At 33.8% G+C, this 23,243-nt stretch carries 12 protein-coding genes; 10 read left to right on the forward strand and 2 right to left on the reverse strand.

What is annotated here, in order from left to right; translation table 11 throughout:
• Positions 1 to 19: 19 nt before the first annotated feature.
• The 7 genes from OCU55_RS19085 to glf all read left to right on the forward strand — a co-directional run bounded on the left by OCU55_RS19085 (position 20) and on the right by glf (position 13,286).
• Positions 20 to 2,911 (forward strand): beta-glucosidase, encoded by a 2,892-nt coding sequence (locus OCU55_RS19085; RefSeq protein WP_261853883.1) that lies wholly within the window; start codon positions 20 to 22, stop codon positions 2,909 to 2,911.
• Between the two features lie 285 nt (positions 2,912 to 3,196).
• The gene (locus tag OCU55_RS19090) at positions 3,197 to 5,644 is read left to right on the forward strand and encodes a glycoside hydrolase family 3 C-terminal domain-containing protein (protein WP_261853884.1); all 2,448 of its coding nucleotides are present in this window, start codon (positions 3,197 to 3,199) and stop codon (positions 5,642 to 5,644) included.
• Between the two features lies 1 nt (position 5,645).
• Positions 5,646 to 6,290, forward strand: coding sequence for a hypothetical protein (locus OCU55_RS19095; protein WP_261853885.1), 645 nt, complete (start codon positions 5,646 to 5,648; stop codon positions 6,288 to 6,290).
• A gap of 297 nt (positions 6,291 to 6,587) precedes the next feature.
• Complete coding sequence (locus tag OCU55_RS19100) at positions 6,588 to 8,045, forward strand: family 43 glycosylhydrolase (protein WP_261853886.1); 1,458 nt, start codon at positions 6,588 to 6,590, stop codon at positions 8,043 to 8,045.
• A 505-nt stretch (positions 8,046 to 8,550) separates the two neighbouring features.
• Positions 8,551 to 10,974, forward strand: a complete 2,424-nt coding sequence (locus tag OCU55_RS19105; RefSeq protein ID WP_261853887.1) for a beta-glucosidase — start codon at positions 8,551 to 8,553, stop codon at positions 10,972 to 10,974.
• Positions 10,975 to 11,034: 60 nt separating this feature from the next.
• Positions 11,035 to 12,051, forward strand: coding sequence for a glycosyltransferase family 2 protein (locus tag OCU55_RS19110; RefSeq protein WP_261853888.1), 1,017 nt, complete (start codon positions 11,035 to 11,037; stop codon positions 12,049 to 12,051).
• Between the two features lie 125 nt (positions 12,052 to 12,176).
• The gene (gene glf / locus OCU55_RS19115; protein WP_261853889.1) at positions 12,177 to 13,286 is read left to right on the forward strand and encodes a UDP-galactopyranose mutase; all 1,110 of its coding nucleotides are present in this window, start codon (positions 12,177 to 12,179) and stop codon (positions 13,284 to 13,286) included.
• A 105-nt stretch (positions 13,287 to 13,391) separates the two neighbouring features.
• On the opposite strand, the gene OCU55_RS19120 is transcribed toward glf, so the two are convergent.
• Positions 13,392 to 14,279, reverse strand: a complete 888-nt coding sequence (locus OCU55_RS19120; protein WP_261853890.1) for a MurR/RpiR family transcriptional regulator — start codon at positions 14,277 to 14,279, stop codon at positions 13,392 to 13,394.
• 392 nt (positions 14,280 to 14,671) lie between these two features.
• Between OCU55_RS19120 and OCU55_RS19125 the strand changes: the two genes are divergently transcribed.
• Positions 14,672 to 16,147, forward strand: coding sequence for a family 1 glycosylhydrolase (locus OCU55_RS19125; RefSeq protein ID WP_261853891.1), 1,476 nt, complete (start codon positions 14,672 to 14,674; stop codon positions 16,145 to 16,147).
• Between the two features lie 123 nt (positions 16,148 to 16,270).
• A complete protein-coding gene (locus OCU55_RS19130; protein ID WP_261853892.1) occupies positions 16,271 to 17,107 on the forward strand; it encodes a Cof-type HAD-IIB family hydrolase in 837 nt (278 codons plus the stop codon).
• Between the two features lie 173 nt (positions 17,108 to 17,280).
• Here OCU55_RS19130 and OCU55_RS19135 read toward each other — a convergent pair whose 3' ends face one another.
• Complete coding sequence (locus OCU55_RS19135) at positions 17,281 to 18,108, reverse strand: endonuclease/exonuclease/phosphatase family protein (protein ID WP_261853893.1); 828 nt, start codon at positions 18,106 to 18,108, stop codon at positions 17,281 to 17,283.
• 372 nt (positions 18,109 to 18,480) lie between these two features.
• Between OCU55_RS19135 and OCU55_RS19140 the strand changes: the two genes are divergently transcribed.
• Positions 18,481 to 23,079, forward strand: coding sequence for a PA14 domain-containing protein (locus OCU55_RS19140; protein ID WP_261853894.1), 4,599 nt, complete (start codon positions 18,481 to 18,483; stop codon positions 23,077 to 23,079).
• The last annotated feature ends 164 nt before the right edge of the window (positions 23,080 to 23,243 follow it).

A 23,243-nucleotide genomic window follows, 5' to 3' on the forward strand; every position in this document is an offset into this window, starting at 1 on the left:
ATTAGGGGGAATAGAAGGTATGGGAAAGAAAAAAATGAGTAAGAAGAAATCTCGTATAATAACGAGAGCTGTATTGGCAGGTTTACTTGTAATTGTATTCGGGGTAAACATTGCATTATATCAATTTAGAGAAATTATTACATCTTATTTTACTACAATGAACACTACTAGTAAGGAATCTGTTGCAGCACGTGACAAATCAAAAGCTCTTGTTGAGCAGATCGCAAATGAAGGAATAGTTCTTCTTCAAAACAAGGATAATACTCTTCCTTTAAAAACAACAACTACAAATAAGACTAAAGTAAACGTTTTTGGATGGAGCTTTACAAATCCTATCTACGGTGGTACTGGTTCTGGTTCAACAGATACATCTACTGCAGTTACACCAAAAGCAGGATTAGAAGCTGCTGGCTTCCAAGTAAACGATACTCTATATAATGATTATACTGCATTAAAAATGCAAAGACCAATAGTAGGTATGAATGGACAAGACTGGACTATTCCTGAGCCAGAAGCATCATTTTATACAGCTGATAGAATGAAGCAAGCTAAGGATTTCTCAGATACTGCAATTATATTTATTGCACGTTCAGGTGGAGAAGGCGCAGATCTTCCAACAAGCTTAGATGGTGCTGATACTTTTAATGAAAAAGGAAGTCAACAAGGACCAACAGGTCAAAGATTTGGTAATAAGGATGATCTTGATGCAAGCAAGCATTATCTTGAACTTAGCAATAGAGAAAAAGGTATGGTAGAAGCTGTTACAAAGAACTTTAATAAAGTAATTCTTGTTGTTAATAGCAGTAATACTTTTGAACTTAGCTGGGTTAAAAATTATAGCCAAATTAAGAGTGTATTAAATATCGGAGGTCCAGGACAAAACGGATTCAACTCTCTTGGAAAAGTTATTGCAGGTACAATTAATCCATCTGGTAGAACTGTAGACGTTTATGCAACAGATCTTTTAGATTCACCTTCAATGAAGAACTTTGGAAACTATGATTATGTTGTTAAAAATGCAGATGGGTCATACTCACAAGCATTTGATTCAGGAAAAGTTGGATTAAATTATGTTGACTATGCAGAAGGTGTTTATGTAGGATACAGATACTATGAAACTGCTGCATCAGAAGGAGCTATAAACTACGATCAAAAGGTAATGTATCCATTTGGTTACGGATTAAGCTACACAAACTTTAAGCAAGAAGTAATTCCAGATAGTTTATCATGGAATGATAAAGATATATCTGTCAAGGTAAAAGTAACAAACACTGGATCAGTGGCAGGAAAAGATGTAGTAGAGTTATATTACTCCGCACCTTATACTGGAAAACTAGAAAAGTCTTCAATTGTCCTTGGCGCTTTTGCAAAAACAGGTGAAATTAAGGCAGGAGAATCAGAGACAGTTACACTTTCATTTAAAGTAGAAGATATGGCATCATATGATTCTAATAAAGCTTACACTGCAAAAGGTGGATATGTTCTTGAGCAAGGTGAATACAAGCTTATGCTTATGAATAACTCTCATGAAAAGATAGCTGATGTAGCTTCAAAGAATCTTTCTCAAATTGTTTACGATTCTACAGCTCGTTCTACTGATAAGCAAACAGCTGTAAATCAATTAGATGGCAATGTTACAGGAGAAGGAAGTATAGCAACATATCTTTCAAGAGCAAATGGTTTTGCAAATCTTAAGGATATTGATAAGAATCAAACTTATACTGTTAAATCAGCAGATGGTAAGACAACATCTGCAGTAAAAGGTACTTTAGTAGATTCAAGCTTTGTTAAATATGTTAGCAGTAAGAGATATGATGTGCCTTCTGATACCAAAACTTCAGCGCCTACTACTGACGCAAAGAATGGCAAAAAGTTGAAAGACTATGTAGGTGTTGATATTAATGATAAGAGCTGGGATGCCTTACTTGATCAATTATCAGTAGATGATATGGTTAACTTAGTAGTACATGGAGGATATAAGACAGTAGAACTTGCTTCTGTTGGTAAACCGGCTACTCTTGATTATGATGGACCTTCAGCTATTAGTTCATTCCTTGCTAAAACAAAGGTATCTGGTATTTCATTCCCTTCAGAAGTTTTAGTAGCTTCTACATGGAATGTTAAACTTGCAGAGTCTATGGGACAATGCATTGGAGCTGAAGCTAATAGTTATGGTGTTACTGGTTGGTATGCACCTGCTATGAATACTCACCGTACAGCATTCGGTGGAAGAAACTTTGAATATTATTCTGAAGATGGACTTGTTGCAGGTAAGATAGCAGCAGCAGTTACTAATGGATATCAAAGTAAGGGCGGATATGTTTACATGAAGCATTTTGCATTAAATGATCAAGAAACTAACCGTACTTTCGGAGTATTAACTTGGGCTAATGAACAAACAATTCGTGAAATTTACTTGAAACCATTTGAATTTGCAGTTAAAGAGGGCGGTGCTAAGGCTGTTATGTCTTCCTTTAATAGTGTAGGTAACACTTGGGCTGGTGCAAGTTCAGGTCTGCTTAAACAGATTCTTCGTAATGAATGGGGCTTCAAAGGTATGATCGACACTGACTTCTATATGAATGGAGGCGGCATAAGCGCATATCCATACATGGTATTTGAACTTGGTATCCGTGCAGGAAACGATACTTACCTTACTGGTGTAGCACCTATGGGAGTACCTTCTGCTAATACTAAGAGCAATGATACTTTATGGTCGCTAAGAGAAGCTTCTCACAATATGTTATATACTATTGCAAATAGTGGAGCTATTACAGATGGTTTAAGTACAGATACTCCAGTATGGGTTAAGATAACAATTGGTGTTGATGTTGTACTTGTTCTAGCTATATTAGCAGGTCTAGTTGTTAGCTTTAAAAAAAGCAATAAGAAAGAAGAAGTTGAAGTTTAGAATTTTATAAATTTTTGATATAAGAGAAACTTAAACAGCCAGACTGCCTCAAGGCAGTCTTGGCTAAAGATGAAACACTTCAGTCCAAAATGTATTTTCAAAACTCCTCTAGGTTCTTAGAGGAGAATTTGAAAATATATATTTAATTATGAAGTGGTTCATCTAAAGATGTGTCACTTTGATCCAAAATCTATTTTTAAAATTCTCACGGGTTTTGGTGAGAAAATTTAAAAATAACAAATTTTATTACGACGTGGCACATCAATATATATATAGAGGTGAGATATGAAATATGCAGAAATAATAAGTCGCATGACTTTAGAAGAAAAAGCATCACTAACATCCGGTAAGGATTTTTGGCAATCCATGGATATTGAGCGTTTAAACATAGGTAGCATGTTTCTGTCTGATGGTCCTCATGGTATTAGAAAACAGGCTGCAGCTGCAGACCATCTTGGACTTAATCCCAGTATTCCAGCAACTTGTTTTCCAACTGCGGCTACTGTAGCAAATAGTTGGAATGAAGCTTTAGGAGAAGAGGTTGGAGAATATCTTGGTAGAGAAGCGGTTGCGCAAAAAGTTAATGTACTTTTAGGGCCAGGGATTAATATGAAGAGGAATCCTTTATGTGGAAGAAACTTTGAATATTTTAGTGAAGATCCATATCTTGCTGGTAAGATTGCAGCAGGATACATAAGAGGAATTCAATCTCAAGGAATTTCAGCCTGTGCTAAGCATTTTTGTGTAAACAATCAAGAAGAGAGACGTATGGCAATTGATACAGTTGTGGATGAAAGAACCCTTAGAGAAATCTATTTAACTGCATTTGAAATTGCAGTTAAAGAAGGTAAGACTAAATCTATAATGTCTTCTTATAATATGCTAAATGGTGCCTATACAAATGAAAATACTCATCTTATGCAGGATATACTTCGTAAGGAATGGGGCTTTAATGGTGTGGTAGTTACAGATTGGGGCGGAAGTAACGATCGTGTAGCTGGATTAGTAGCTGGTAATGAGTTGGAGATGCCTACAACTGCAGGAGAGACCAATGAAGAAATAATACAGGCAATTAAAAGTGGAAAAATCAAAGAGGAAGTATTAGATCAATGTGTGGATAGATTACTTGAACTTATTTTTACTACAGAAGAAGTTTCTAAGGGATCTAACCGTGAGTTTAGTAAAGAAAAACATCATAGGGTAGCGCAAAAGGTTGCAGAAGAATCAATTGTTCTTCTAAAAAATGATGAAAACATATTGCCTCTAAAAAAAGGAACTCAAGTTGCTATAATAGGAGACTTTGCTGAAAAGCCACGATATCAAGGTGCAGGCTCATCTATCGTGAATCCTACTATTTTGCACAATACATTAGATTGCTTTAAAGAATCAGAATTTGAAAGTGTTGGATATGAATCAGGTTTTGAACGCTATGGGAAAAAGAGTAAGAAAAAAATAGAGAAGGCATGTGAACTTGCTAAAAAAGCAGATGTCATCCTTTTATATATTGGGTTAGATGAGGCTACTGAAGCTGAGGGGCTAGATAGACAAGACATGAAAATTCCAGATAATCAGATAGATCTATTAGATGCTTTATATGAAGTTAATAAAAATATAGTTGTAATTCTATCTTGTGGTTCTGCTGTAGAAATGCCATGGCTCAAAAAAGTAAAAGCAGTATTACATGGTTACTTGGGTGGTCAAGCAGGTACAAGAGCAATGCTTAGAGTTATGTCAGGTGAGGTAAATCCTTCAGGAAAACTAGCAGAGACATATCCAGTACATTACGAAGATACTCCTTCATTCAATAATTTCCCTGGAAAAGAAGTAAGTGTGGAGTATAGGGAATCTGTCTATATAGGATATCGTTACTACGATACAGCTAATATCGATGTTCTTTTTCCTTTTGGGTATGGGCTAAGCTATACAACTTTTGAATATTCGGATATTAAAGTAAACAAAGATAAGGTTACTTTCAAGATAACAAACTCTGGTAATGTTCCTGGGATGGAAGTTGCTCAATTATATGTAGGGTGCAGATCTAAGGAAATATTTAGACCTAAAAAAGAACTAAAGGGATTTGCAAAAATATTTATAAATCCGGGTGAAACAAAAACTGTGACAATACCTTTTGACGATAAGACATTCAGATATTTTAATGTGAAAACAAATAAATGGGAAGTAGAACAGTCAGATTATAAAATAATGATTGGTGCATCAAGTGATGATATAAGGCTGATAGATAGTGTCTTTATTGAGGGTACAGGAGCACCTCTTCCATATAAGAAAGAATTGCTTAAGTCATATTATTCTGGAAAAGCGAACAATGTTGGTAAAGAAGAGTTTGAAACTCTAATTGGACGGAAAGTGCCAGTAGCAACTTGGGATAGAAAGAAACCTCTTGGTTATAACGATACTGTTGCACAGTGCCAGTATGCTAAAGGTTTGTTTGCAAGATTTGCATTTCATATGATTAGTTTTGCATATTGGTTTTTAAGGAAGATAGGAAAAAGAATGACGGCCAATGTAATAATGATGTCTATATATCATATGCCATTTAGAGGTATAGCAAGAATGACAGGTGGAGTAGCAAATATACAAATGGTTGATGGTATTTTGATGATAGCAAATGGTCACTTCTTCAAGGGCTTAAATCATTTACTAAAGGAAAGAAATAAGCTAGTAAAGAAAAATAAAAGCAGTGGAGCAATGGCAACAGTTATAAAGGAGAGTTAAAATGAGCAATGAAAAAGTAAAGAATAAAAGTATATTTTCAGGAGTAATAGACTTATGGACTAAGTATAAGGCAAAACATCCTGGTACAGCTCAATTCTTAGTGTTTTTTATGCTGAGTAATGGAATAACAGTTTTGCAAATGATTTTAATGCCTTTATTTAAGGAGATATTTGGATTAACTACATTAGTAGATACAAATTTTCAAATACTGCAAGTTGGACACAACTTTGATGGTAGTGCTTACTATGTATTTAATTATGCAGCTGGTACAATTTCGTCAGGAGGGGGTGGCGGGTTAGCTTACTTCCTTGCAGTTCAGATAACAATGGCTATTGCACAAATTATTAACTTTTTTGCACAGAGAAATATTACATTTAAATCTAACGGTAATGTATGGAAGTCTGCTTTTTGGTATGTAGTAGCTTATATTGTTATATCTATAGGTGCAGCGGCACTTCAAGGTCTTTATAAAGCTCCTATATATAATTTGTTAATGAATACATTTGGAATGGGATCGGTTGGTGAGACCATAGCTGATTTCATCACAATAATTATAAATTGTGCTATTTCCTTTTGGGTATTTTTCCCTATATTCAAGATTATATTTAAAGATAAGGAAGAAGATAAACTTGCGGGTGCAAGGTAGCATTAACGTAATAATATTTGAAAGTTATATTATGGATGTACCACTTCGTAATAAAATATATCATTTTTAAATTCTCTCACCAGAAGCTGTGAGAGTTTTAAAAATAGGTTTCGGTTCGAATTGGTACATCTATAAAGCGATCCCCTTTGCTTGATAAAATATAGATGTAATTACAAAATAGCTATTTCAACCCAATAGCATATTAGAAGTTTTATCTAAATAAATATGAAAGACAGTTTCAGGTATAACTTGAAGCTGTTTTTCATAAAAAATATAATTTATGAGGTATTAAGAATTATGGAGAGACAGGTATTTAATCCGTACTTACCTAGTCATGAATATATTCCTGATGGTGAACCTTATGTATTTGAGGATCGCCTTTATGTTTTTGGATCTCATGATCGTTTCAATGGACCATTTTTTTGCATGAATGATTACGTATGTTGGTCTACACCAGTAGATGATTTAAAAGACTGGAAATATGAAGGAATCATTTATAAGAAGACTCAGGATCCATTAAATAGAAAAGCAAGGCATAGCCTTTATGCACCTGACGTGGCAAGAGGATTAGATGGAAGATATTATCTGTATTATACTGTAGGTTTTACAGGTGTGATGTCAGTTGCGGTAAGTGATACCCCTGCTGGAAAATATGAGTTTTATGGTCATGTTCACTTTTCAAATGGAAGAGTGTGGGGGAAAGCAAGTGGAGATGTGTTTCCATTTGATCCAGGGGTTTTAGTGGACGATGATGGTAGAGTGTATCTATATTCTGGATTTGCGCCTAAGGTTCCACTTCCAGCAATAGCTACAGGTTTAAAGCAGCACATAATGGATGGTGGATATGTTATTGAACTTGAAAAAGATATGGTGACAATTAAGCGTGAGCCTAAGCTTATTTTCAATAAGGTAGGTAAAGCAACTGGAACAGGATTTGAGAATCATGAATTCTTTGAGGCTAGTTCAATTAGAAAAGTCAGGAGTAAATATTATTTTATTTATTCTTCTGTCCATAACCATGAACTTTGTTATGCTGTTAGTGATAACCCAATGGGGGAATTTAAATATGGAGGTACCATAATAAGCAACGGAGATATATTTTTAAAGGGCAATTCAGATGAAAAAAATGCTTATAACTATATAGGAAATAATCACGGTAGCATAGTTGAAGTGAATAAACAGTGGTATGTTTTTTATCATCGGCAGACAAATAAGCACTCTTATTCTCGTCAAGGCTGTGCGGAACCAATTAGCATTGAAGAAAGTGATATGATAAGGCAGGTAGAAATGACAAGCTGTGGATTAAACCGAGAGCCTCTCATAGGCGTAGGGAGATATAGCACTAGTATAGTCTGTAACTTGATGTCTAAAAATGGTACAGGTAGATATGATAAACTTTTCTCTAGATTAAGTCTACTAAGTCATCCTTATATCACACAAAAGGGAAGGGATAGAGAGGATAATCCTAATCAATATATAGCTAACTTTCGTTCAGGATCAATTGCTGGGTTTAAGTATTTTTCAGTAAACAGCATTAAAAAAATAGCTATTGAAATACAAGGTAATGCTAAAGGACAGGTTGTCATAAGAAGCACACTAGATTGTATGGAGCCAGTTGCACGAATTATTATAAATACATGTAATAAAATCTCTAAGTTTGAATCAGATATACAATTAAATGATGGAAAACAAGCACTTTACTTTGAGTTTAAAGGAAAAGGAAGTTTTGACTTTTTTACATTCGAACTAAAATAATTAAGAATACATTAAAGATAAATACAACCAACAGAAATGCTGATGACATTATTTTCTTTAAGTGTTGATACTTGATGATATAGTTGTTTTAAATTATAATGATTCTAAATGGTACAATTTACTTTAAAAAGCCTCTTTTATAAGAAACTTTTTAAAGTAAATTTAATCTTCAGGTTATAAGAGCTGTGATAAATTATTTAAACCGTCAGAATGTAACATAGCTCTTTTCAAATAGGCTTTTATATTGAATGTTATGGATACTATTATCTGATATTAAGTGCACTTACGATCTTTAAGGTTTTATAAATAAGAACATACATTAGACAATAATTAAAGATGTACCAGTTCGAACCGAAATCTATTTTTAAGGCTCTCACGGATTCAAGTGAGAGAATATAAAAATATAAGTTTTATTACGAAGTTGTACATCCATAGATTTCAAAATTGAGTTAGGTATTTCAGCAGTGTTTGCTTTTTGCTGTAAATGCCAAAAGAGGAATAGAAGATGAAGTATAGAGAATTAATTGAGAAAATGACTTTAGAAGAAAAAGCGTCTTTAATGTCAGGAAAAGATTTTTGGCAGACTCAAGAGATAGAGCGACTTGGAATTAATAGTATGTTTCTTGCTGACGGACCTCATGGTATTAGAAAACAAGCAGTAGCTGCAGATCATCTAGGACTTAATGAGGGGATTCCAGCAACATGCTTTCCAACGGCTGCAACAGTAGCAAATAGCTGGAATGATGAACTAGGAGAAAGAGTTGGAGAGTATCTAGGTGAAGAAGCTATTTCTCAAAAAGTTAATGTACTGCTAGGGCCTGGAGTTAATATGAAAAGAAATCCTCTATGCGGTAGAAACTTTCAGTATTTTAGTGAAGATCCATATCTTGCAGGTAAAATGGCAGCAGGTTATATAAGAGGGATTCAATCACAGGGAATCTCTGCCTGTGTTAAGCATTTTTGCGTCAACAATCAAGAAGAGAGACGTATGGCTATTGATACTATAGTTGATGAAAGAACACTTAGAGAAATATATCTAACTGCATTTGAAATTGCGGTTAAAGAAGGCAGAACTAAGACTATAATGTCATCTTATAATAAGTTAAATGGTACTTATACAAATGAAAATATGCACCTTATGAAGGATATTTTACGAGGGGAATGGAATTACAAAGGATGTGTAATAACTGATTGGGGCGGAAGTAATGACCGTATAGCAGGGCTAATTGCTGGCAATGAATTAGAGATGCCTACAACGGCAGGGGAGACAAACGAAGAAATAATTCAGGCAATTAAAAGTGGAAAAATTAAAGAAGAAGTATTGGATGAGTGTGTTGATAGGTTACTTGAACTTATCTTTAGCACTGAGGAAGTATACAAGAAATCTCATATTGAGTTTGAGGTGGAAAAGCATCATAGAGTAGCTCAAAAAGTGGCAGAAGAGTCTATAGTACTACTTAAGAATGAAGATAATATTCTACCACTTAAGTACGGTAAAAAGGTAGCTGTAATAGGAGATTTTGCAAAGAATGCAAGATATCAAGGTGCAGGATCCTCTATAGTAAATCCAACAATTCTAGATCATACATTATATTGTTTTAATGAATCAGGAATTGTCAGCATTGGTTATGAGCCAGGTTTTGAACGTTATGGGAAGAAAAGTGAGAAAAAAATAGAGAAGGCATGTGAACTTGCAAAAAAGGCAGATGTCATCCTTTTATATATAGGACTAGATGAAGTTACAGAAGCTGATGGTCTGGACAGACATAGTATGAATATTCCTGATAACCAAATGGATTTATTAAATGCATTATACAAAGTTAACTCCAATATTGTTGCAATACTTTCTTGTGGCTCTGCAGTAGAGATGCCGTGGATTAACAAAGTGAAAGCCGTACTACATGGATACTTAGGTGGACAGGCTGGATCTAGAGCTATACTTAGGGTTTTATCTGGGGATGTGAATCCTTCTGGTAAATTAGCGGAAACATATCCAATTCGTTATGAAGATACTCCATCTTATCACAATTTTCCGGGAAAGGAAGTAAGTGTAGAGTATAGAGAAGGAATTTATATTGGTTATCGCTATTATGATACAGCAGATATAGAGGTTCTTTTCCCTTTTGGATATGGACTTAGTTACACTACTTTTGAATATTCAGATATACATGTAAGTAAATATGGAGTAACATTTAATTTAACCAATTCAGGGCAAGTAGCTGGAATGGAGATTGCACAACTATATGTAGGATGCAAATCAGAGGCGATTTTTAGACCTAAAAAAGAATTAAAAGGTTTTACAAAGGTATTTATAAATGCAGGAGAGACAAAGACAGTAACTATACCTTTTGATGATAAGGCTTTCCGCTATTTTAATGTTAAAACAAATAGATGGGAAATTGAAGAAGCAGAATATAAAATTATGGTTGGAGCATCAAGTGCAGATATAAGATTAGAGTCTTCGATCAATATAGAAGGAACTGGTGCACCACTTCCGTATGACAAAGAACTTCTTCCATCTTACTATTCAGGAAAAGCAAATAATGTTAGCGTAGAAGAATTTGAAAATTTACTTGGACGTAAGGTGCCTGTTTCAACATGGGATAGGAGTAAGCCTCTTGGATACAACGATACTATAGCTCAATGTAAGTACGCAAAGGGATTGTTTGCAAGGCTTTCATATCATATTATTGTTTTTGCATACTGGTTTTTAAAAAAGATTGGAAAGAGAAGTACAGCAAATATTATTATGATGTCTATCTACCATATGCCATTTAGAGGAATAGCTAGAGTTACAGGCGGTGTAGTGAATATGCCTATGTTAGATGGAATTTTGATGATAGTTAACGGTAACTTCTTTAAAGGATTGAAACATTTATTAAAGGAAAGAAGAAAGCTTCTAAGTAAGAAGAAGTCAAAAGATAAATAGAAGTTAAAAATAAATTTTAAAACTTATCCTAAAGAGATAATTAGAAAAGGTAGTGTTAGAATGAAATTATTATCGGTAGTAATTCCTTGCTATAATTCACAAGAATATATGAGACATTGTATTGAGTCTCTGTTGCCAGGGGGAGAGTGTATAGAACTATTAATAGTTAATGATGGCTCTATTGATAAAACAGCAGAGATTGCAGATGAATACGCAAGAAAATATCCAACTATCGTAAGAGCGATACATCAACAAAATGGAGGACATGGAGAGGCTGTAAATGCTGGAATCAGAAATGCAACAGGACTATATTTTAAAGTTGTGGATAGCGACGATTGGGTAGATTCTAGTGCATATGAAGAAATATTAAGGGCGTTGAAAAAACTAACTTCAGCTGAAACTCCTGTTGATATGTTTATAAGTAATTTTGTTTATGAAAAAGAAGGTGCAAAGAATAAGAAGGTTATGAAGTATGAAAATGCACTTCCAGAAGGGACAATCTTTACTTGGGATGATATCAAGCATTTTAGAAAAGGGCAGTATATATTGATGCATTCTGTTATTTATAGAACACAATTGTTAAAGGATTGTGGATTAGAGCTGCCAAAGCATACCTTCTATGTTGATAACTTATTTGTATATGTTCCACTTGAACATGTTAATAAAATCTACTATGTTAATGTCGATTTTTATAGATATTTTATAGGTAGAGGAGATCAATCAGTTAATGAGAGTGTAATGATAAAAAGAATTGATCAACAGATCAAAGTAAACAAGCTTATGATAGAGCAAGTACAATTAGAAAATATTAATAATATAAAGCTTCGTAAGTATATGTTTAACTACCTAGAAATTGTTACTGTAGTATCTACTATCTTATTAATACGTTCTGGAACAACAGAAAACTTAGAGAAGAAAAAAGAATTATGGAAGTATATTAAAGATACTGATTTAGAGTTGTATAATAGCCTTAGATACGGATTTATGGGTGGAATAATGAATTTGCCTGGACAAATTGGTCGTAGCATTGCTGTGGGAGCATATAAAATATCACAAAGATTAGTTGGATTTAATTAATCAAGAAGAATCACATAGATAATAGTTTATAAACTTTAGTATAGTTAGATATCTTTCTATGATAAAAATCATAGAAAGATATTTTTATAGGAAAAGAAAAATATATGTTGAGGAGAAAGACTTATATGAATGGTAAATATGATTTTTTAATAGTGGGGGCAGGATTATACGGTGCAGTATTTGCACAAGAAGCTAGAAAAGCTGGGAAAACATGTCTTATTATTGATAAGCGTGATCATGTTGCAGGAAATATTTATACTGAAAGAATTGAAGATATTCAGGTACATAGGTATGGAGCTCATATCTTTCATACCAACAATAAAGAAGTGTGGCATTATGTGAATCAATTTGCAGAATTCAATAGATATACCAACAGTCCTGTAGCAAATTATCATGGAGAAATATATAACTTACCTTTTAATATGAATACATTTAATAAGATGTGGGGAGTTATAACACCAGATGAGGCAAAGAAAAAAATAGAACAGCAGCGTAGTGAAAGCTTTGTTGAAAACCCTAGAAATTTAGAGGAGCAAGCGATAAATTTAGTAGGTGTGGATATATATGAAAAGCTTATACGTGGATATACTGAAAAACAATGGGGACGCCCTTGCAATGAATTGCCTGCATTCATCATTCGTAGATTGCCTGTAAGATTTACATATGACAATAATTATTTTGATGCCAAATATCAAGGTATACCTGAGGGTGGTTATACTAAGATGATTGAAAAAATGATAGAGGGTATTGAGGTAAGGTTGAATGTAGACTATTTACAAGATAAAGATGAATGGGATAGTATTGCGGATAAAGTGGTTTATACTGGTCCTATTGATGCATATTTTAACTACAAGTTTGGGGTTTTGGAATATAGAAGTGTAAGATTTGAAACAGAAGTTTTGGATATGGAAAACTTTCAAGGTAATGCTGTAGTAAATTATACAGATAGCGAAACTCCATATACCCGTATCATAGAACACAAGCACTTCGAATTTGGAACACAGCCTAAAACTGTTGTTAGCCGTGAATATAGCGCAGAATGGAAACTAGGAGATGAACCTTATTATCCTGTAAATGATGAAAGAAACAGTGCATTGTATGAAAAGTACAAGTTAGCCGCTGAATCTCAAAGTAAAGTTGTTTTTGGAGGACGTCTAGGAGAGTACAAATATTATGATATGGATAAAGTTATAGAGGTAGCATTACAAAAAGTTAAGGAAGTTTTGAGTAAATAAGCATCATATATTTAAGAAACTACTGCAATTAGTTTATTCTAATTGAAGTAGTTTCTTTTAATTTCTACACAGTACCTTAAGATAGTACTTACAAATAACACTTTTCTAAAGTTCATTTTGCTCTTTTATCAAGTTAATGGTTGAAAATCTTGGATCTATTTCTTTTGAAATATTAGTCTTATATTCTAGATTGAAATTGTAATTAATCTTGAATAAGCAAGAATATAGAATGTCTAAAATTAAATGAATAGAATCATTGCTTGAATATGTTGCAATCTTTGAATAAAGTTTTTCTCTTGTAGATATAGAAAAAGCACAATCACCAAAGGATCTTAAGGTGTTCTCACCAATGCTTGTAAGTACAATTGTAGGTGTGTTTTTATTTTTTAACATCTCTGCAATTTTTAAAACCTCTTCGTTTTCTCCTGAATAAGAAATTAATATAGCACAATTTTTAGGTGAGGAATTTGAAGCAACCACCATTTGCTCACCAGGTAAATTCATAATTTCAACATGGCGATTTATTCTAAGCATTTTATGTTTGAAATCATATGCCATAAGTAGTGAATTACTGCTGCCATATACATTAATCATTTGCGCTTTATTAAGTAGATCCACCGCCTTTTTTAACTCATCATTCTTTAAAAGAGAAAGCGTATCTTCAATACTATTAGCTGCTAAATGTGCAACCTTTGAAGCAACATTTATAAAAGAATCGTGAGCTTCAAATGGAAAATTTGGATCAACATCAGAAAAATGGTTGTTTAAGTATTGAAGTTCTTCAATATACTTTTCTTTAAGTTCGTTCCACCCACTGAAACCAAGCTTTTGTGATAGTCGGACTACTGTCGAGGGCGAAGTATAAGTTGCGTTTGCCAAATCTTTAGTGGATAGATTTTCAATGTTTTCTTTTTCATTAAGAATATAATTGGCAAGAACTTCTTCAGATTTTGATAGAGAATCTATAGATTCAAGTTTATTTGAGATAAGCATAAGTACAGTCCTCTTTTCAATATATGTAAGTGATAAGGATGCATCACTTCGAACCAAAATCTATTTTTAAAACTCTCACAGCTTCTGGTGAGAGAATTTAAAAATGATAAGCTTATTACGAAGTGATACATCAATAGGAATAGGATTTCATCATTCTATAGAAAATAGCTAAAAAAAATGAAATCACATTCTAATATGTAATCAAAATGTTTAAATTGTAATGTTTCTTATATATGATTATATCATAAGAAAAAAATTTATTTAAAGATATACCAGTTAGATAAGCAGTGCTGCCAAAGCACAGTGTTGAAATTATAAGTTGGTACACCGATTATTAAGCGTTAACTGAAAATGTACAAACATACTTGGATTAAAGAGAGGAGATAATGAAGATGGGATTTAGAAAAGGTTTTCTATGGGGAGGAGCTACAGCTGCTAATCAATTTGAAGGGGGATACTTAGAGGATGGTAAGGGCCTAAGTACTGCTGACGTAATGACTAATGGAAGTCACACTTCAGCTAGGAGAATAACTTATACTATGCCAGATGGAACAAAGAAGTCTCAACCAACTTTTCCTTTTAAATCAATTCCGGAAGAAGCTGTATTAGAATGTCATGAAGGAGAATATTACCCAAGTCACCAGGCTATAGATTTTTATCATCATTATAAAGAAGATATAGCATTATTTGCTGAGATGGGATTTAACTGCTTTAGATTATCTATAAATTGGGCAAGAATTTTCCCAAATGGGGATGATGAGCTTGCTAACGAAAAAGGTCTAGAGTTTTATGATAATGTGTTTGATGAATTACTTAAATATAATATTGAACCAGTGGTAACAATTTCTCACTATGAAACACCTCTTGCTTTAACAAACAATTATGGTGGTTGGTTAGATCGTAGAGTTATAGATTTCTATGTAAGATACTGCGAAACTATATTTAATAGATATAAAGATAAGGTTAAGTATTGGATGACTTTTAATGAAATTAATATAATGGATCATATGCCTACTTTTGCAGGTGGAGTTATTAAAAATGATGATCAATCAAGAGCACAAGCAGTTTATCATCAGTTTTTAGCAAGTTCAAAGGTTGTACAATTAGGTCATGAAATTAATCCAGATTTCAAGATTGGTATGATGACTGCATATGGGTCTACTTATGCACTTACTTGTAATCCTGAAGATGAATTGAAATTAATGAAAAGCGATCAACAAAGACACTTTTTCTCTGATGTTCAATGTCGTGGGGTTTATCCAGAATATAAATTAAAAGAGTATGAGAGATTAGGTGTAAAATTAGAAAAGCAAGATGGAGACGATGAGCTATTAAAGAATGGTACTGTTGACTATATAGGATTCTCTTATTACTCAAGTTCAGTTGTGAGCTCTGATAAAAATAAAACTGTGACTGATGGAAATATGTCTACTTCAATTTTAAATCCTTATTTAAAGGCAACTGATTGGGGATGGCAGATTGATCCAGTTGGATTGAGACTTGCACTTAATAGATTGCAAGAAAGATATAACTTACCTTTATTTATTGTTGAAAATGGAATGGGAGCTATTGATAAAGTGGAGGAAGATGGATCTGTCCATGATACTTATCGTATGGAATACCTAGCTAGACACATTGAGGCAATGAAGGAAGCGGTAGAAGAAGATGGAGTTAACTTAATGGGATATACTCCATGGGGATGCATTGACTTAGTTTCTGCAGGTACTGGAGAGATGAGAAAGCGTTATGGATTTATCTATGTAGAGAAGGATGATAACGGCGATGGACCTCTTACAAGAAGCAGAAAGGATTCTTTCTATTGGTATAAAAAAGTAATTGGTTCAAACGGAGAAGACTTAAGCTTCTAGAATTATATAATGAGTGGTATCAATTGATATCACTCGTTTTTTCTTATTTAGAAAATATTAAGTTATAACATAATTTTTTGTATACAATAAATACAACGGGAAATGAAAGAGAGGAAAATTGATATGGGATATAAACTAATTGCTTGTGATATGGATGAAACCTTATTAAATGATGATCATGTAATTTGTGAAAAAAATATTGAGTTTATTAAAAGGGCCAAGGAAGAGTTTGGAGTGAAATTTGTTCCAGCCACAGGAAGAGGCTATAATTCTATTCAGACAGATTTAAGAATATTAGATTTATATAATGAACTGGGTGAGTATGTTCTTTCTTTTAATGGAGGTGCATTAACTGAAAACAAAGAAAATAAGTTGCTACAGTTTAAAGGTTTAGATTTTAATAAAATGAAAGAAATTTTTGAGTATGGATTAACCAAGGATGTTTGTATTCATGTTTACACAAAAGACAAGCTATACATATACAATTTGTCAGATAGTGAAAAGTTAAGAATTGGGAATCAAAAATTTGAATGCACTATTATGGAAGAAAACACTGTAGATTTTTTAGAAAATGAATTAATAGCTAAGATTTTATATCAAAATATAGATGTACCATATTTAATGAGCTTAGAACCTGCTATGAAGGATATAGTACATGGATACTGTTCCGTTAGTTATTCATCAAATCGTTATATGGAGTTTAATTCTTTAGGTGTAGATAAAGGACAAGGATTAGCAGATTTAGCGAGGATACTAAATATAGATATGAAGGATACAATTGCAGTAGGAGATAACTATAACGATATGGCTATGTTAAAAGTTGCAGGTTTATCAGTAGCGGCAGGAAATGCTGTGGAAGATGTAAAAAAGGCTTGCGACTACACCACAAGTGCCGATAATAACGAAGGCGTTGTTGCAGAACTAATTGAGAAGTTTATTTTTAAGACAAGTAGTATATAGCATCTCCTGCATAACCATTTAATTTAAGTAATATTGTTAAAGTCAGCTCGTAAATTTAATAAAAGTGCTTTATAAAATAAAGGCCGTATATAATGAGGAATAGAAATTTCCTTATATGTACGGCTTTTAAATATTGACGGCTCTAGACTTAAAACTATTATTAAAATATTGAATCAAAGATTAAAGTCACACAATACAGGAAAGTGATCTGAAGGATATACTCCAGATCTATTATCTGGTAGCACGCCATATTGAGTAAACTCAATTGAACCATGGTAAAATACATGATCAATAGCTCTAAAGATTCTATCATGTTGTCGCTGTAGGGATTCCATATTTGACTTATATTCACTCATCATAAAACGATGATAGGTAAAAGGTAAACTATAATAAATAGTTGTTTCTGTCTTCGAAGCATCTATGAAGCCTTGGGATAGAATCTCGTCATAGGCTGGAGCTTGTTCGGAGGAGTTGAAGTCTCCACATAGAATTACTGGAATGTTCTCATTAAATAGTGAAAGCTGTTCTTTTATTACATGAATACTTTTTGAATTTGCTGCCTTGCCGACATGATCATAATGAGTATTTGCAATAATGAAAGTATTATTTGAGCTTTTATGTTTTAATTGTTTCCATATAACAGTACGAGGGCACTTGGCATCATAGCCAATGGAACCAGCAATAGATGGAGTTTCTGATAACCAAAAACATCCCTGATCTTCTAAATCAAACATATTTTTACGATGGAAAATAGGTACCTGCTCTCCAGATAGATTTCCATCATTACGTCCTATACCAAAGCAGGAGTACTCAGGAAGATTTTCTTCTAAATAAACCTTTTGGTTCTCTAAAGCTTCTTGGATACAAAATATATCTGGATTATAGTATTTCAATATAGATAATATCTGTTCACGTCTATATTCCCATGAATATGGCTCATCAGTTCTACGATCAACAAGTATATTGAAAGTCATTAGTCTTAAATTTATAGATTCTTTCATACCTCTACCTCCTGGTATAACAATCCAAATATTCAAATCATAACTATAATTTTATCATGAATTTAGAGCAAATTCATCTATAGTAAACAACTACCGGTATGCGTAGTTTATTAATATAGGATAAGATATAAAATTTGTAGCAAAAGTATACAAAAGTAATGAATAGTGCAAATACAGTATGAAAACGTTGTGATACAATTTTTTTGTAGAATGAAACGGAATAAGAGTGGTCAGTAACTAATATTTAAATTATTTAATGATGAAATTCAGCGTAGTAGGACAGTAATGCCAATAATACTTAAAAAGGAGGTGGATTTAAGGAGTTTATAAAAGTTAAAAAATCTTAGAATATAGATAGGGGGATAATGGGATTTGAAAAGAAATAAGTATAATAAGTTTATGAAGATGTTATCAATTATAATGACTTTTCTTTCTGTGTTAACAGTTAATCCAAGTTTAACTAAAGCAGTAACAATTGCTCAAGCTGAAGAATTATCCTATCATGGATTAAAAGGTGACTATTATAAATGTAGTTCTACAACTGCTGCAGATTTTGCAAGTTTAGTATCTACCAATATAGATGAAAATATAAACTTTTATAGTGCTTTTACTGATGTACTTAAAGCACGTACTGGACAAACTGAGGGATGTGCAGTGAGATGGACAGGAAAGATACAGCCTAAATATAGTGAAGATTATACTTTTTATATGATTGGTGATAACGGCTTTAGGCTATGGGTAAATGGTAATTTAATAATTGATCATTGGGTAAATGATTGGGAGGTTCCTCAAACAAGCAGTAAAATTAGCCTTAATGCAGGAGTTCAATATGATTTTAAACTAGAGTATTTTCAAGCTACTGGTGGAGCGGACCTAAAGCTTCAATGGTCTAGTACAAGCCAACCAAAGCAGGTTGTACCAGTAGAATGCTTTTATCAACCAGAAGGTAGTCAAGTACCTATAGTAACGGCTTCTGTAGAACCAGTGACAGGAACTTGTCAGCAATATGCACATCCAAATCTACCAAGTACTGTAACTGTAGATTATAGTGATGGTACAAAAAGACAGCTTCCTGTAGCTTGGGATTTTGGTGATGCATCATTATTTTCTGAGGTTGGAAATGTAGTAGTGACTGGTACAGTGTCAGGCACAACAGCAGAAGCTATAGCTAATGTAAGTGTGACACCATATGTGCAATGGGAAAAGCAACAGGCTCCTTTAATGACAAAATGGTCAGCAGATGTGACTACTGATAATGCTCTTCCTGATTATCCAAGAATGCAGATGCAAAGAACTGAGTGGCAGAATCTAAATGGATTATGGCAATTTCAAGAAGGAACTGCAAGTGATCCAGTACCGACAGGAAGGAACTTAACAAGGAAAATACTTGTTCCATATCCTATGGAATCAGCTTTATCAGGAATTATGGCTCATTATGATTATTCTTGGTATAGAAGGATTTTCACTTTGCCTCAAAATTGGAATGGTAAGAAAATAATCATAAACTTTGGTGCAGTGGATTGGCAATCTGAAGTATTTGTAAATGGTACAAGTGTAGGTATTCATAAAGGTGGTTATGATCCATTTAGCTATGACATCACTCCATACTTAAAAGCAACAGGAGAACAAGAATTAATTGTAAAAGTTTATGATCCAACAGATGCTGCTGGAGAGCCAAGAGGAAAGCAGACCTTACATCAAGGTGGAATTATGTATACATCAACTAGTGGAATTTGGCAAACTGCTTGGCTTGAGCCAGTTGCAGCATCTTCAAGTATAGATAATTTAAAGATTGAGCCAGATGTGGATGGAGGAAGACTTAAACTTACAGTAAATACAACAGGAGTAGCTGATGGAACTGTAGTTACTGCTACAGCTTATGATGGAGCAACGATTGCAGGTGAGGTAGATGGTAGTCCAAACACATCCTTATATATCCCAATTACAAACGCTAAGTTATGGTCTCCAGACAATCCGTTCCTTTATGATCTTAAAGTAGATTTAAAGAAAGACTCAACAGTTATAGATACAGTAAAGAGCTATTTTGGAATGCGTAAGATATCCATGAATCAAGTAAATGGAGTAAATAAGATATTTTTAAACAATAAGGAAACCTTCATGATGGGGCCTTTGGATCAAGGGTTCTGGCCTGATGGACTTTATACAGCTCCTACCGATGCAGCTTTAAAGTCTGATATCGAACAGGAAAAAGCTTTAGGTTTTAATATGGTAAGAAAACACATAAAGGTAGAGCCAGCTCGTTGGTATTATTGGGCTGATAAATTAGGGATTTTAGTTTGGCAGGACATGCCATCTGCTGACTCCTATATGAGCAATCCTCCTCCAGTAGATAAACCACAGTATGAATTGGAACTACAACGTATGGTGCAGACCCATTGGAATAGCCCATCAATCATCATGTGGTGTGTATTTAACGAAGAGCAAGGCCAGTACGATCCAGCACGACTTGTAGGACTTGTGGCAGGTATTGATTCCTCTAGATTAATAAATCAAGGAAGTGGAGGACCATATGCAAATGCAGGAAACATTTATGATGTTCATAGCTATCCACCTCCAGCATGCCCAAATAGTTCAACTCAAATTAATGTTTGCGGAGAATATGGCGGTATAGGATTTAAGATTCCTCAGCATCAATGGAATGAAGCTCTCTCAGCAAGTTATATTATGGTAAATAATGCTGATGACTTAACTAACTTATATGATACCTATGCAAATAACCTTCTATCTTATAAGACAAATAATGGATTAAGTGCAGCAGTGTATACTGAGATAACTGATGTAGAAAATGAAGTGAATGGTTTAATGACTTATGACAGACAGATGAAATGCGACGTAAATAAGATTAAGACATCCAATGAAAAGGTTGTTAATAAACTTTCTTATTATAGTGAAGTATTACCTACTTCAAAATCACAAAAGCAGACTTGGAAGTATACTACAGCAAATACAGCATCAGATTGGTATTCTTCAGGTTTCGATGATTCTACATGGACTTCAGCTCAAGGTGGCTTTGGTACAACAATGACTCCAGGAATCGCTATTGGAACAAATTGGGACACCTCAGATATATGGATGCGTAAGAGTTTTAATCCTGGAAACATCACAAATGACGAAATAAATGGCCTATGCTTTAATCTATTCCATGATGAAGCTAGTGAGATTTATATAAATGGAGTACTTGCAGGAACAGCAACAGGATATTCAACAGATTATGTATTGCTAGATATGAATGATGCTGCTAAGAAGGCAATTAAGATTAATGAAAATAATGTTATTGCAGTTCATTGCCATCAGACAACAGGAGGACAAGGGATTGATGTAGGGATAGGAAAGAGAGTTCTTACTGACAAACCTATAACTAGCACAAGCTTTAGTGACAACTTTGATAATGGAAATGCAAATCAGTGGAATACCTTTGGAGGAAGCTGGTCTGTAGCAGATGGAAAGTATGGAGTTTTAGCAAATAGTGGCGGAAAGTCTATAGCCCAAAATACTAATTTTTCAGACTTTACCTATGAGACAGATATAACCTTAGGGAATATTCAAACTAACAACAATGCAGGAGTATTATTTAGGTTAAGCAGTCCAGGGGTAGGAGCTGATAACTATAAAGGGTATTATGCTGGACTAGGAAAGAATGGAGATGTTCCTGGAGTAGTACTAGGTAAATCAAACGGTTCTTGGACATTTTTGGCTACTGAACCAATGACTATTGAAGCAGGAAAAAGCTATCATATGAAGGTAGTTGCTATTGGATCAAGTATAAAAATTTATGTAGATAATATGGATACCCCTATAATAGATAAAGTTGATACAAGCTATATTTCTGGATCTATAGGTTTAAGAACTTGGAATGTTGATGCTAGGTATGATAATATTTCTGCAGCGGCTTATGTTCCAAAGCATACAGAGGCAGCTTTAAGTGATTTAAAGGTTGGTGGGACAACAATAACAGGCTTTGATGAAAATATCACTACTTACAATGTAGAACTACCAGCAGGTACAATAGCAGTACCAGAAATAAATGCAGTGGTAAAGGATGCAGGTAAAGCAGTAGCTGTGGTAACAAAACCAGAAGCATTGCCAGGAACTGCTAAGATAGTGGTAACAGCAGAAGATGGAGTAACAACTAAGACTTACACCATTAACTTTACAGTGCAGATTCCAAAGGATACAGATGCAACCTTGAAGAGTATAAGTATAGATGGTAAAAATTTAGAAGGCTTTGATCCAAGTAAAAAAGAATATAGTGTTACACTGCCTTCTGGAACAACAAAGATTCCTGTGGTTTCTGCAGAAGCAGTAAAGGCTGTGGAAACAGTAAATATAACTCAAGCAGATACAGTAAATGGATCGGCTACTATAAAAGTGACAGCAGAAGATGGAGTTAATATTAATGCTTATACTGTTAAGTTTGTAGTTGCTTCTAAGAATGATGCTACCTTAACTAAGATAACTGTAGATGGCAAGGCAATTCCTGAGTTTAAAGGTGATTTAATTACTATAGTGACTATTCCATATACAACTAAGGAACCTGTTATAACTGCAACTACAACTGATGCCAATGCAAAGATAAATATAAAACAAGCTGGTTGCTTGAGTTCTTTTGCAGCTATTCACGTAACTTCTGCAGATGGAAGAAATCATAGAACCTATACATTGTACTTTAAAATGCTGCCAAATACAGATGCATCTCTAAGTAGAATATGTGTAGGAGATAAGGAAATAGGTAATTTCAATCCAGATGTTTTGGAGTATACCTACAAGCTGACTTCAGGAACTAATAGAGTACCATTTGTTACTGCAAAGGCTAATGATCATAGAGGGATAAATGGTGCACAACTCACTATTAAACAAGCTTGCAAAGTAGGAGAAAAAGCAGTAATAACCGTAACAGCAGCTGATGGGAAAACAATAAGGAAGTACACTGTGACCTTCATTGGAGCGTAGTAACTAGAACTAAACAAAGATTTATAAGTAATCTTTGAGACATCAATAGATTTTTAGATAATTTATAATAAATTAATTAAGGAGTATGGATATTTTAGTTAGGCTAAAATGTCTATACTCCTTTTAATGTAAATAAGATTGCTTTAGCTATTTTTATATATCAT

This window comes from Clostridium folliculivorans, assembly GCF_024341905.1.
GTDB lineage: Bacteria > Bacillota > Clostridia > Clostridiales > Clostridiaceae > Clostridium_AR > Clostridium_AR folliculivorans.